The organism is Pseudomonas sp. TE36184 (assembly GCF_054060055.1).
This window is the reverse complement of sequence record NZ_JBSSCU010000001.1, coordinates 3,875,113-3,888,200: the sequence shown is the minus strand read 5'-3', so window position 1 is coordinate 3,888,200 and position 13,088 is coordinate 3,875,113. Positions and strand designations below refer to the sequence as shown.

The 13,088-nt window shown below is 63.3% G+C and carries 8 protein-coding genes and 1 pseudogene; 1 reads left to right on the top strand and 8 read right to left on the bottom strand.

The annotated features are described in order from the left end of the window. Positions 1-9 precede the first annotated feature (9 nt). The 7 genes and pseudogenes from ACVWZP_RS17505 to urtA all read right to left on the bottom strand — a co-directional run bounded on the left by ACVWZP_RS17505 (position 10) and on the right by urtA (position 6,546). Entirely contained in the window at positions 10-849 is an 840-nt protein-coding gene (locus ACVWZP_RS17505; RefSeq protein ID WP_126589075.1) for an urease accessory protein UreD, read from the bottom strand. A gap of 30 nt (positions 850-879) precedes the next feature. Continuing rightward, the gene (urtE, locus tag ACVWZP_RS17500) at positions 880-1,578 is read right to left on the bottom strand and encodes an urea ABC transporter ATP-binding subunit UrtE (protein WP_046485661.1); all 699 of its coding nucleotides are present in this window, start codon (positions 1,576-1,578) and stop codon (positions 880-882) included. A 22-nt stretch (positions 1,579-1,600) separates the two neighbouring features. After that, positions 1,601-1,687 (bottom strand): annotated as a pseudogene (locus ACVWZP_RS17495) (outer membrane lipoprotein carrier protein LolA); the annotation flags it as partial. Between the two features lie 24 nt (positions 1,688-1,711). After that, positions 1,712-2,560, bottom strand: a complete 849-nt coding sequence (gene urtD / locus ACVWZP_RS17490) for an urea ABC transporter ATP-binding protein UrtD (RefSeq protein ID WP_046485662.1) — start codon at positions 2,558-2,560, stop codon at positions 1,712-1,714. Then, positions 2,557-3,636: an urea ABC transporter permease subunit UrtC gene (gene urtC / locus ACVWZP_RS17485; RefSeq protein WP_457369975.1), complete on the bottom strand. Its 1,080-nt coding sequence runs from the start codon at positions 3,634-3,636 to the stop codon at positions 2,557-2,559. Before urtC ends, urtD begins: the two co-directional genes overlap by 4 nt. After that, complete coding sequence (gene urtB, locus ACVWZP_RS17480; RefSeq protein WP_104904032.1) at positions 3,636-5,138, bottom strand: urea ABC transporter permease subunit UrtB; 1,503 nt, start codon at positions 5,136-5,138, stop codon at positions 3,636-3,638. Before urtB ends, urtC begins: the two co-directional genes overlap by 1 nt. A 142-nt stretch (positions 5,139-5,280) precedes the next feature. Continuing rightward, entirely contained in the window at positions 5,281-6,546 is a 1,266-nt protein-coding gene (gene urtA / locus ACVWZP_RS17475) for an urea ABC transporter substrate-binding protein (protein WP_017849694.1), read from the bottom strand. A 476-nt stretch (positions 6,547-7,022) separates the two neighbouring features. Between urtA and ACVWZP_RS17470 the strand changes: the two genes are divergently transcribed. Continuing rightward, on the top strand, positions 7,023-11,630 hold the full coding sequence (locus tag ACVWZP_RS17470; RefSeq protein WP_457369974.1) for a DUF4329 domain-containing protein: 4,608 nt from the start codon (positions 7,023-7,025) through the stop codon (positions 11,628-11,630). Positions 11,631-11,705: 75 nt separating this feature from the next. On the opposite strand, the gene ACVWZP_RS17465 is transcribed toward ACVWZP_RS17470, so the two are convergent. After that, complete coding sequence (locus tag ACVWZP_RS17465) at positions 11,706-13,076, bottom strand: PepSY-associated TM helix domain-containing protein (protein ID WP_046485667.1); 1,371 nt, start codon at positions 13,074-13,076, stop codon at positions 11,706-11,708. Positions 13,077-13,088 lie beyond the last annotated feature (12 nt).

The window sequence follows — 13,088 nt, the reverse complement described above, 5'->3', positions numbered from 1 at the left end:
TGTTGATCTTCATGTGCTCCAGATTCGCGGTGCTACGGCCTCTCGGCCCAGCACCGCCGGGCGCAACAGCCGCCATAAATCAATCAACCAGCCCCGCGCCAGCAGCGCCTCGCTGGCCAGGCAGCGGGCGACCAGCAAGCCGGGCAGTTGGGTCAGGTCGCCGCGCACCGCATGGGGCAGCGAGCGGCAGTGTTCGAGTAATTCAGGCTCGATATCACCGGTCAGCAACAAGGTGGCGAATACCGGTTGTCCGTCCAGGCCGATCGGTGAGTCGAGCAAGCCATCGTCGCCCACAATGCGCTGGCGTTCGTGCCAGAGCAACTGGCCGTCGCGGCGGATATCCAGGTGCGATTGAAAGTGCCCGAGGTCGAAGCGCTCGCCGCTGGCCGGGCGGCCGAGGGCGACCACGTCCCAGTACAACAGCCGCGCATCGCCGTGCAGCGCGATGCGTGTGCTGAGTTCGGCCTGGGCGGCGCTGAACACGATGGTTTCCTGAGGCAGCCATTCCAGGGTGGCGCCGGCCTCGACGCTCAGCTCCAGTTGCTGAAACGCCGGGCCGCTGGCGCGGTACCACTTGGCCGCGCCAGGGCTGGTCAATTGCGCCCAGGCGCCCGCGGCGACGTGGGCGCGGATGTCCAGGCGGTCGCCGCCGGCAATGCCACCGGGCGGATGCACGATGATGTGCTGGCACACCTCGGGGCCTTCGGCGTACAGGTGTTTCTGCACGCGCAGCGGGCCGAGGTGGCGGCGCATCACCGGGCGCGTGGTGGCGCCGAAACGCGCGTAGCCGAGCTCCAGCTCGGCGTGCCAGCTGGGGGTGAACAGGGCAGTGGAAACGGGCAGGTTCATGGCGTGTGCTTATCGTTAGGACGCTACAGATTAGATGGTTACGAGACCGCGCACACCGTCGCGTTCCATATTTTCGCCACGGCCTTGCTGGACGATTTCCCCGCGTGACATCACCAGGTACTGGTCGGCCAGTTCGGCGGCAAAGTCGTAGAACTGCTCCACCAACAGGATCGCCATGTCGCCACGGGCCGCAAGCTTTTTGATCACCGCCGCGATCTCCTTGATCACCGACGGCTGGATACCTTCGGTCGGCTCATCGAGAATCAACAGGCGCGGCCGGCTGGCCAGGGCGCGGCCGATCGCCAGTTGCTGTTGCTGGCCGCCGGACAAATCGCCCCCGCGGCGGTGCTTCATTTGCAGCAGCACCGGGAACAGTTCGTAGATAAACCCCGGCACTTCCCTGGCCTCGGCGCCGGGAAAGCGCGACAGGCCCATCAGCAGGTTTTCTTCCACGGTCAGCCGCCCGAAAATCTCGCGGCCCTGGGGCACGTAGGCGATCCCGGCGTGAACGCGCTGGTGCGGCTTGAAACCGGTGATGGCCTTGCCTTCCCAGTTCACCGCGCCCTCTTTGGCGGGCAACAGGCCCATCAGGCACTTGAGCAGGGTGGTCTTGCCCACGCCGTTACGGCCGAGCAGGCAGGTGACTTCGCCGATCTGCACCTCGAATGAAAGCCCGCGCAGGATGTGGCTACCGCCGTAATACTGGTGCAACTTGTCGACTTGCAGCATTCTCAAAACCTCCTCAATTCCCTGTAGGAGCGAGCTTGCTCGCGAAAAACCTGAGGGCGCCGCGTGCATTCAGGCTGCCCGCGTTATCGTTAACGATTTTCGCGAGCAAGCTCGCTCCTACAGAAAAGCGAACTCAGCGCCCGAGGTATACCTCGATCACGCGCTCGTTTTCCTGCACCTGTTCCAGCGACCCTTCGGCCAGCACGCTGCCCTGGTGCAACACGGTCACATGGTCGGCAATCGAACCGACAAACCCCATGTCGTGCTCCACCACCATCAGCGAGTGCTTGCCCGCCAGGCGCTTGAACAGTTCGGCGGTGAATTCGGTTTCGGCGTCGGTCATACCCGCCACCGGTTCGTCGAGCAGCAACAGTTGCGGGTCTTGCATCAGCAGCATGCCGATTTCCAGGAACTGTTTCTGGCCGTGGGACAGCAGGCCGGCCGGGCGATGCACCGAGGCGGTGAGGCGGATGGTGTCGAGCACTTCATCGATGCGGTCCTTCTGTTCCCCGCTCAGGCGTGCGCGCAGGCTGGCCCACACCGACTTGTCGGTCTTCTGCGCCAGCTCCAGGTTTTCGAACACGCTCAAGGCTTCGAACACCGTGGGTTTCTGGAACTTGCGGCCAATGCCGGCCTGGGCGATCTGCACTTCGCTCATCGCAGTCAGGTCGAGGGTTTCGCCGAACCAGGCGTTGCCGTGGCTGGGCCGGGTCTTGCCGGTGATCACGTCCATCAGCGTGGTTTTGCCGGCGCCGTTGGGGCCGATGATGCAGCGCAGTTCGCCGACGCCGATGTAGAGGTTCAAGGCGTTGAGTGCCTTGAAACCGTCGAAGCTGACGCTGATGTCTTCCAGGGTCAGGATCGTGCCGTGGCGCGTATCGAGGCCTGTGCCGGCGGCCTGGCCGATGCCGATCGCATCGCGGCCGTTGCCGGTGTCGAGAATAGGTTCGAGCATAAATTCCGCCGTCGCAGTCACTCTCATTGTTCACCCCGTTTCTTCAACAGGCCGATCACACCCTTGGGCAAATACAGGGTGACGATGATGAACAACGCCCCCAGGAAGAACAGCCAGTACTCCGGGAACGCCACGGTGAACCAGCTCTTCATGCCGTTGACCACCCCGGCGCCGAGCAGCGGCCCGATCAAGGTGCCGCGCCCACCCAGGGCCACCCACACGGCGGCTTCGATGGAATTGGTCGGCGACATTTCGCTGGGGTTGATGATGCCCACCTGCGGCACGTACAACGCCCCCGCCAAGCCGCACAGCACTGCGCTCAACACCCACACGAACAGCTTGAAACCACGCGGGTCGTAGCCGCAGAACATCAGGCGGTTCTCGGCATCGCGCAAGGCGGTCAACACCCGGCCGAACTTGCTGTGGGCCAGGCGCCAGCCGATGTACAGGCTGCTCACCAGCAACAGCACGGTGGCGGCAAACAACACCGCGCGCGTGCCCGGTTCGGTGATGCCGAAGCCGAGGATGCTGCGGAAGTTGGTGAAGCCGTTATTGCCGCCGAACCCGGTCTCGTTGCGAAAGAACAACAGCATCCCGGCGAAGGTCAGCGCCTGGGTCATGATCGAGAAATACACGCCCTTGATCCGCGAGCGGAAGGCGAAGAAGCCGAACACCAGCGCCAGCAACCCCGGCGCCAGTACCACCAGGCACAGCGCCCAGAGGAAGTGCTCGGTGCCGACCCAGTACCAGGGCAATTCGGTCCACGACAAAAAGGTCATGAACGCCGGCAACTCGTCGCCGGAGGCCTGGCGCATCAGGTACATGCCCATGGCATAACCGCCGAGGGCGAAGAACAGGCCGTGGCCGAGGGACAGCATCCCGGCGTAACCCCACACCAGGTCGAGCGCGAGGGCGACGATGGCGTAGCAGAGGATCTTGCCCACCAGCGTCAGGGTGTAGGCCGAGACATGCAGCGCGTTGTCCGCTGGCAGCAGCGAAAGCAACGGCAGCGCCAGCAGCACGCCGAGGATCAGCGCGCCGACGGCAATCGTCAGCTTGGGGCCGGCCTTTTGCGTGGCCGTGAGCATCAATGGCTGGTTCATCAGTCGATCACCCGTCCTTTCAGTGCGAAGAGGCCTTGCGGGCGTTTCTGGATAAACAGAATGATCAGCGCAAGGATCAGGATCTTGCCGAGCACGGCGCCGATCTGTGGTTCGAGGATCTTGTTGGCGATCCCCAGGCCGAACGCGGCCATCACGCTACCGGCCAATTGGCCGACACCGCCGAGCACGACGACCAGGAAGGAGTCGATGATGTAGCTCTGGCCCAGGTCGGGGCCGACGTTGCCGATCTGGCTCAGCGCCACACCGCCGAGCCCGGCGATGCCGGAGCCCAGGCCAAAGGCGAGCATGTCCACGCGCCCGGTGGGCACGCCGCAGCAGGCGGCCATGTTGCGGTTCTGGGTGACGGCGCGCACGTTGAGGCCCAGGCGCGTCTTGTTGAGCAGCAGCCACGTCAGCACCACCACGCACAGGGCGAAGGCGATGATCACGATGCGGTTGTACGGCAACACCAGGTTGGGCAGCACTTGAATGCCGCCGGACAGCCACGCGGGGTTGGCCACTTCGACGTTCTGCGCGCCGAACACCAGGCGCACCAGTTGGATCAGCATCAGGCTGATGCCCCAGGTGGCGAGCAGGGTTTCCAGGGGGCGGCCGTACAGGTGACGAATCACCGTGCGCTCCAGGGCCATGCCGATGGCGGCGGTGACGAAAAACGCCACTGGCAGTGCGATCAGCGGGTAGAACTCGATGGCGTGCGGCACGTAGCGCTGCATCAGCAACTGCACCACATAGGTGGAATAAGCGCCGAGCATCAGCATCTCGCCGTGGGCCATGTTGATCACGCCCAGCAGACCGAAGGTGATCGCCAGGCCCAGGGCCGCGAGCAGCAGGATCGAACCGAGGGACATGCCGCTGAAGGCCTGGCCGAGCAGCTCGCCCAGCATCAGTTTGCGCTTGACCTGGGCCAGGCTGGTCTCGGCGGCGGTATGCACGGCGGCGTCGGTTTCCACGCCGGGGGCGAGCAGGGTTTCCAGGCGTGTGCGCGCCAGCGGGTCGCCGGTGCTGCCGAGCAGACGCACGGCGGCCAAACGCACCAGCGGGTCGCTGTCCACCAGTTGCAGGTTGGCCAGGGCCAGGCTGAGGGCGCTGTGTACCTCCTCGACGGTTTCGGCGGCGACACGCTGGTCGAGGAACTTGAGCTGCGCCGGTTGTGCGGTTTTTTGCAGGGTCTGCGCGGCGGCCAGGCGTACCTTGGGGTCGGCGGCGAGCAGTTGCAGGCTGGCCTGTACGTTGTCGATCAGACCGCGCAGGCGGTTGTTCAGGCGCACGGTCTTGGTTTCACCGTTGACCGTCAGTTGGCCTTGTTGCAGCGCGTCCACCAGCTCGATGCGCGCCGGGTCGGGCTGGGCGGCCCAGTCCTGCAGCAGTTTGGCTTGTTGCGTCGGGTTGGCGGCGAGGAAGTCTTCGGCGTCGCCGGCGTGTGCGGCAACAGGCAGCAACAGCAAGGCCGTGAGGATCAAGCGGTAGAGGGCAGTGGGCATAACAAAATGTCCTGAGCATGCACGGGTCGGCTTTATGTGGGAGGGAGCTTGCTCCCGATAGCGGTGGGTCAGGCAATGCATGTACTGACTGATCCACCGCTATCGGGGGCAAGCCCCCTCCCACATGGGTCCGTGGCGGGGCTTAGTTACTTTTCACGGCGTAATCAGGTTTTTTGTCATTGCCAGGAATGTACGGGCTCCATGGCTGTGCGCGGATCGGTTCCTGGGTCTGCCACACCACCGAGAACTGCCCGTCGGCCTGGATTTCACCGATCATTACCGGCTTGTGCAGGTGGTGGTTGGTCTTGTCCATGGTCAGGGTGAAGCCCGACGGCGCGGCGAAGGTCTGGCCGGCGAGGGCTTCACGCACTTTGTCGACGTCGGTGGACTTGGCCTTCTCCGCCGCCTGCGCCCACATATGAATGCCCACGTAGGTGGCTTCCATCGGGTCGTTGGTCACGGCTTTGTCCGCGCCCGGCAGGTTGTGTTTCTTGGCGTAGGCTTTCCAGTCGGCGACGAATTTGGTGTTCACCGGGTTCTCTACCGACTGGAAGTAGTTCCAGGCGGCGAGGTTGCCCACCAGCGGCTTGGTGTCGATGCCGCGCAGTTCTTCTTCGCCCACCGAGAACGCCACCACCGGTACGTCGGTGGCTTTGAGGCCCTGGTTGGCCAGCTCTTTGTAGAACGGCACGTTGGAGTCGCCGTTCACGGTGGAGATCACCGCGGTCTTGCCGCCCGCCGAGAATTTCTTGATGTTGGCGACGATGGTCTGGTAATCGGCGTGGCCGAACGGGGTGTAGACCTCTTCGATGTCTTTATCCGCGACGCCTTTGGAATGCAGGAACGAACGCAGGATCTTGTTGGTGGTGCGCGGGTACACGTAGTCGGTGCCCAGCAGGAAGAAGCGCTTGGCGCTGCCGCCTTCTTCGCTCATCAGGTATTCCACCGCCGGGATCGCCTGCTGGTTTGGCGCTGCACCGGTATAGAACACGTTCGGCGACATCTCTTCGCCTTCGTATTGCACTGGGTAGAACAGCAGGCCGTTGAGTTCTTCGAACACCGGCAATACCGATTTGCGCGACACCGAGGTCCAGCAGCCGAATACCACGGCGACCTTGTCCTGGGTCAGCAACTGCCGGCTTTTTTCCGCGAACAGCGGCCAGTTCGACGCCGGGTCTACCACCACCGGTTCCAGCATCTTGCCGTTCACACCGCCCTTGGCGTTGATCTCGTCGATGGTCATCAGCGCCATGTCTTTGAGCGACGTTTCGGAGATGGCCATGGTGCCGGACAACGAATGCAGGATGCCGACCTTGATGGTCTCGGCGGCCTGCACGGTCCAGGTCATGCCCATGGCGACAATCGATGCCGATAGGGTGAAAGCCTTGAGCAAACTACGACGCTTCATGGTGCGATCTCCGGGGATTTGATTTTTTTAGTGGCAGAGTTGGAAGCTGAAGAGTGCATAGCAAGGCCTGTGCCTAAGGCCCGAAACCTCCACTTAAATCGTCACGCTGGGTGTCGCGGGCAAGCCTGGTGCACCGCTTTGGCTCGCGGTCGCAGGGTCGTGCAGGCGGGAGCCCCGAAAGAGGGCATGGAGATGCGGTGCCACGCTGCTGTCTGGGTCTTCCGGGATTCGCGCTTTGCATTCAATACACGGGAGAGCCACTGCATCGATGCGCGCTTTGACATGCTCGCGAAACGCGATGCAGTAATGGCCTCACTGGCGTGTGCGATTGGGTGTTTGTGACAGTACTTTTCGTACAGGACCTAAATAAGTCATACCTATCTACCGTCTCTGAACGAGCGGTGTACTCCATCTTTGAAGGGGTGCGTCACGGCGATTATTTGCCAGGACGCACGCTTTCTTCGATGAGGTGAAACATGAATGACTTTACGGAACTGCCGCAACAAACCCCTGGACATATACCGGTCCTTCCGGCGCTCAGCCCGTTGTTTATGTCGGCCGACGATGCCGCCCGTTGGGCTTATGAGCGGATCGACTACTCGGTGGCCGACAAGGAATACGGGGGTGCCATTCTTAAACAAGGCAACCGCTACTTCGCCACGACGCCAATCGCTGACCAGCAGTTGACCTTCGATCATCGGATCTTGCTGGCCACGGATGCCGACGACAACTTCATCGCGCCCAACGGCTACAGTTGCGAGGCGCTTTACCATTCTCACCCGCCGAACCTGGAGCAGGTGAAAGCGAGAAACCCCGGGATTAGCGATGATCATGCTTCGATGATGATCAGTTTTTTTTCGCCTGCGGACCTGAGTTTTATCATTGAGCACCGCAGCTCGGTGCGCGCTCATTATTTGTGCGGCCCCGAGGGCTCGCTGCTTAAGTACACAACCTCGGGTTCGGCGGCGGAGGTCCTGCTGAGAAAGCGCCTTCTCGGCGAGGAGCCGTTCCCGGCTTCTGCGGATCGGGAGTCATTGATCTGGATGACCGCCGATGCCGGCGACCTGCGGGTAGTGGTGCCCAACCGCCAATGGGGAGGCGTGCGTGGGCAGATGAAGCGGGGTTGGAGAGTCAATGCCGCCGTGACGCAAGTGACCCAGGAGCAGCCATTTTTCACCCAGGTATTCGCACAGCCTGAATTGGCCGTGATGGCGGCCCTAGCCCTGTCGGCGTCGGCAGCTGGTGAGTATGCCTTCGGGTTTGTACTGAAACACACCCAAAGCGAAAGTTACATCGCGACCTACCCCGAGCTCGCGCCCAGGGCATTGTTCTCTGCCACCGGGCTCTTCCCCGAGCAAGCCTCCGGCAAACTGAAGCTGCCCTCCAACTTTCGGCTCGAAGCCCTCTACTACCGCTCTAAAGCCGCGCCAACGGACATCCCCGAAAACGAGTCCTGGTTGTATGCCACATTCCCGACCCCTGCGGAGCTGGTGGCGGCCATCGTGCAGTCAGAAGCGACCCGGGACATACAGAACAAAAGCCGAGGTTTGCGCCTTTACATCGAAACCTCGGATGACGCACTGCTTGAACTCAAGGTGCCAGCGCCCAGTGATGCCGGCGCGCTGGTCAACACCGGCGACGATGGCGTGCTCGGTGACAATGGCGCCCAGGCCGCGCTGAAGGCCGGCAGCCTCAGCCCGCGTGACTATGTGCGCCGGGTGATTGCCGCGACGTCGGTGTCAGTGGTCCAGGCCGGCTTGCTCTGGCGTGTCGTCGGCCCGCTGGACAACCGTTCGGCGGTGTTGAACGGTTTCTATCAGGCGGTATTGAGCCCGCCCTTTATTTCTGCCCACGACGCAGCGGTGTATGCCCACGAGCAGATCGGCCCAAGACGTGAGCGAACCTACGGCGGCTATGTACTCAAGGACAAAGAAGGCCGCTTCTTTATCACCCAGCCCCTGGCCAGCGACGCCAACCCGTTTGCCCTCAGGCTGTTTTTTCCGACGGAGCTACCCGGCCCGTTGATCCCACCCGAGGCTTACGCGATTCACGGCCGCTACGGCTCCCACCCGGAGCTGTCGATGGTCGACCCCGGCTGGGTCGAGCAGCGCAACTGGACGCGCGAAGACGCCCTCATCAACCTGCAGATTTTTGGCACCGCCCAAATCTACGATGTGATCCAGTCGGGGCGCCCGGCGTATATGTCGGCTGCCGAGGACTGCCTGCTGGCGTACACCCCGAGCGGCTCCACGCATGAGGCATTGGTGTCTGCCGGCGCTGCGCCGCAACCGGCCGGCAGCGTGCTGCAAAAACGTTTGGACAGCGGTCTGTTCAAACCCGCGCTGTGGGTCACCCGGTTGGCTGAGGCGGGTGACTTGCGGGTGATCCAAGGCAATGTGTTATGGGGCCCGCGTTCGCCGATCTACAAAGACTGGACGCCCTCTTTCGAGTACGCGCCCAGAACCGGCGCTCCCGACTATGTGACCTATGGCGCGCTGTTCGGCACGGCAGACGAAGCCGCCCGCGATCTGCATGCGCGGGTCCATGGGCGCAACCTGCCGGAGCAGGCGTACTTTGCGTTTATCCTCAAGCACCGGGACAAGGCGTTGTACCTGGCCACCGAGGTGGTGGGCGTCAATGAACGGGTCAAGCTGTTCAATCTCAACAGCGTGTTTGCGCCGACAGAAGACAATGACTATCGGTTTCCCGCTGGGTTTTCGCTCTGCGGGCTGTTTCGTTCGCAGCAATGGCAACCGACCGGGCTGTCGCCATCCAGTGCCTGGCTGACCCGCTATTTTGTGATGCCGATGGTGTTGTACGAGGCGCTGTACGAGAGCCAGCGCAGAGGGGTGAAGTACAACGGCGGTAGAAACCTGCCGGTGTACTTTTCAACGCAGGAGGGAGCCCTGTTGAGATTCGTCGCGCTGCCATTTCGCGTGGGCGGCGGCGGGCCGGTGGAAAGTGCCTTTGAACAGGCCGCCAGCGCATTGGCCTCCGGTGAAAAGACGACGCAGACCTTTGTCAGGGAGTGGGCCAACAGCGGCGAGCTCTACGTGGTGCGTACCAGCCAATGCTGGGACCAGCAAGGGCGGGTGTCGCGCACCTGGACGGGTTACGAACACCTGACCCGCCGTCGCGTGGGGCCCGCGTTTGCCAACCCGGACGATGCGGCACGGTATGCCGCGGGCATTGTCGGTGAGGGCCGGCGCCGCACCTATGGCGGCGTCCTGCTCAGGCTGCCCGATGGTGTGTTCGTCGCGACTGATCCGCTGGTGGTGCCGCCCCAGGGCTTTGCGCTGAACTGGATTTATCCCGACCCGGCGATCGCGCAAGGGCTGTACCCGCCGGGAAGTATCATCGTCGCGCGTTACCGCTCGGTGCTCAAGCAAGAGACACAGATACTGTTTTCGGCCACGCAAAAGGCGGTCTACCAGAGCATGTTGCCCACGAGCGTGCTGTCGAACCTGCTGTTCCGTGAAGTCCACATCAAGCGCGAATATGTGTTTGGCCCCGAGGGGGGCATCCTGCGTTATCAACTGACGGGGTCGGCGGAGGAGGAGGCGCTCAAGCTGACGTTGGCGCCGTTGAACCTGGTCAGGGGGGATGTGGCCGACAATGAAGTCGAACGGCAACTGCGCAGCGGAACGCTGCTCCCGGTCGACTTCGTCACGCAGGTGGCGAAGGCCGGCGATCTGCGGGTGGTCAACGGCAACCGCCTGTGGGGTCACCCGCGACGGTTGAGCGGGCCGTTCGTGCCGGACTTGGCCGAGGTCGCGGCGCTGGCGATCAAGCAGGTGTTTGCCGATGCGCCGTGCGGTCCACTCTTTACCCAGGCTTACGACGCCGTGCGTCATGTGCAGCGAGTGTCGTCGCCCCAGGCACAGGTGCAGTTCGGTTATGTACTCAAGGATGCGCGGAAAAACCTGTACATGACGACCTTGCCGCTGGTGCGCGCCGATTACACGCGTTTCGAACAGGTCTTCGTCGATGGCCTGTTGCCCCAGGGGTATACGCTGGATGGCTTGTATCTGTGCGCCTCCACCGTGGCGATTGCGCCGGCGAGCGATGACATGGCGCTGAGTTTCTTCTCGCCCCAGGTACTGGCCGGCGCGGTCAATTTTCTCAGCAACCTGGCCGGCAACGGTGCCCTGCCGCTCTACCTGCTGTGCGCCGACGGCGCGCTGCTGAGGTATTCCTTGCGAAAGCACGAGGGGCAAGCGCTGAGCAGCGAGGCCCGAACGCTCGGACCGCAGTTGCTCGAAGGCGCCTCCAGCGTCGCCGACTACGTGCGCGGGCTCGCGACCAAGGGCGACTTGTATGTGCGTGTCAGGAGCACGGTGTGGGGCAAGGAACAAAGCGTCACCGCGCAGTGGCAACCCAAGGCCGCGCCCTGGCCCGCCCAGGACAACCCACACTTCCTGTCCTTTTGCGGGCCGCTGTTCGGTCATGCCGACGACGCCGCGCGCTGGGCCGAAAAACAGCTGGGCGGCTTCAAGGGCCGCGAATACCTCGGCGCCGTGCTGGCGCCGCCAAAGGCGCGGGGGCTCGTGGCGCTTGAGCCGGTGGAGGATCACCGTGCGTGGTTGGTGGACACGATTTCACAGCTGTTCTGGTTCGGTCATCTCGGCTTTGATATCACCCCCGATCATCCGCTGTTCTTCTACACCATCAAAGCGCTCCAGGCGTTTTACAAAGTCATCCCTTTGGGCCTGAATCTATCGGCGCTGGATCAGCGGTTGCTGGACAATTTTGCCGACAAAAATGATCTGCGCCTGTACCTGGACATCATCCGCAGTAACCGTCCGGTCGCCGAGAGTGTCTACCTGGCGTGTCGCGGCGGTGCGCTCCTGAAGTATGTGCCGGGTTTCACGGCGGACGAGACGCGACTGCTGAGTGTCGACTCGTCGCCTTCGCCCAGCGTGCTGGTCAGCGGCTTGCGCGCGGCCGGCACGTTGAGTGTGTTGGAAACCGATACCTTCTGGACGCGACCGGGGGCGCTGGGGGCGGAATGGCAGGTCAAGGACGTACTCGCCGAGCCGGACCCGCAAGCCGTGCTGTACGGCCGGGACAAAGACGAACTCTGACAACGGCGCGGCGCTGACCAAGCCGGCCGCCGTGGATCGCCCGGTCCCCGGCGGCACTTGACCGGCACCCGGGCGTCAAACCCGCGAAGGCTGCGCAAACAGCCGCGACAGCAGCAGGCGATCGAGCGCCCACACGACGATCAGCGACGCGCCCACCAACGGGAAGGCGATCGCCAGCCCGAGCATGATCACCATCGCGGTTTTCCACTTCGGCAGGTCATGACGCAACGGCGGCACTCCGAGGCCGCCCACCGGCCGCCGTTTCCACCAGATCACCACGCCGCTGACGGCACTGAGCAGGATCATCAGGCAGATCAGCAGCACGATCAGTTGATTCACCCAGCCGAACATCTTGCCCTCGTGCAACATCACGCCGGTCTCGGTCGCCCGCGCCACGCCGTTGTAGTGTTCCCAGCGCACATCGGCGAGGACCTTGCCGGTGTACTGGTCCACATGCAGGGTGGCGTCATTGCGCGGGTCGTTGGCGAATACCGAAACAGTGAATACGCCCTCGGCGGTGGTGGGCGGGGTGATGCTGTAGCCGGGCTCGACCTTGCGCGAGGTGGCCAGGTCGACCACCTGTTGCAGGCTGATGGTGGGCGCGGCGGGGGCGGCATGCATCGCGCCGTGGTTCATGTGTTCGGCATGGTCGCCGGACACTGGCATCGGTGTGTTTTCCATGGCCCAGGGCACGGTCTGTTGCGTCGCGGTGTTGAGCACGCGCGCCTGTTGATCGGAGGTCGGCACGTTGTTCCACATCGCCGCCGGGAAGCGGTTCCACAGGTCGGCGTATTGCTTGCCCCAAAAGCCGGTCCAGGCCATGCCGCTGAGCAGCATCACCAGCAACAACGCCGCGCCCCAGAAACCGGTGACGACATGCAGGTCGCGCCAGAACACGCGGCCACGGGTGTTGAAGCGCGGCCACAGCACCCCGGACGATGACTTGCCGCGTGGCCACCACAAGTACATGCCTGAGATCACCAGCATCACGCCCCAACCGGCAGCGAGCTCGACCAGGCGGTCACCCACGGTGCCTATCATCAACTCGCCGTGCAGGGCGCGTGCGATGGCTTGCAGGTTGTTTTTCGCGTCCTGCGTGCCGAGCACGGTGCCGCGATACGGGTCGACGAACACCGTCATTTCGCGGCCGCCGTCGTGCATGACGAACTGTGCGCTACTGGTGGCGTCGGCCGGTGGCAAGTATTTGCTGAGCGTGCCCTGGGGGTAGGCGGCCTTGGCGCGTTGCAGTTGCTCGTCGGCGCTCAGTGCGCGTTCGGCGGCGGGGACGGTGAGCAGGTGGCCGTACATCAGCGGGTCGAGCTGGGGTTTGAACAGGTAGATGATGCCGGTCAGGGCCAGCAGCACCATGAAGGGGGCGACAAACAGCCCGGCGTAGAAGTGCCAACGCCAGGCCAGGTTGTAGAAGGAGATTTTTTGTGTGCTCATCAGGGGGGCTCC

Excerpts from the sequence above, each read along its gene's own strand:
- urtE (WP_046485661.1), bottom strand. The coding sequence starts at position 1,578 with ATGCTGCAAGTCGACAAGTTGCACCAGTATTACGGCGGTAGCCACATC.
- ACVWZP_RS17470 (WP_457369974.1), top strand. The coding sequence starts at position 7,023 with ATGAATGACTTTACGGAACTGCCGCAACAAACCCCTGGACATATACCG.
- urtB (WP_104904032.1), bottom strand. The coding sequence starts at position 5,138 with ATGCCCACTGCCCTCTACCGCTTGATCCTCACGGCCTTGCTGTTGCTG.
- urtC (WP_457369975.1), bottom strand. The coding sequence starts at position 3,636 with ATGAACCAGCCATTGATGCTCACGGCCACGCAAAAGGCCGGCCCCAAG.
- ACVWZP_RS17505 (WP_126589075.1), bottom strand. The coding sequence starts at position 849 with ATGAACCTGCCCGTTTCCACTGCCCTGTTCACCCCCAGCTGGCACGCC.
- urtD (WP_046485662.1), bottom strand. The coding sequence starts at position 2,560 with ATGAGAGTGACTGCGACGGCGGAATTTATGCTCGAACCTATTCTCGAC.
- urtA (WP_017849694.1), bottom strand. The coding sequence starts at position 6,546 with ATGAAGCGTCGTAGTTTGCTCAAGGCTTTCACCCTATCGGCATCGATT.
- ACVWZP_RS17465 (WP_046485667.1), bottom strand. The coding sequence starts at position 13,076 with ATGAGCACACAAAAAATCTCCTTCTACAACCTGGCCTGGCGTTGGCAC.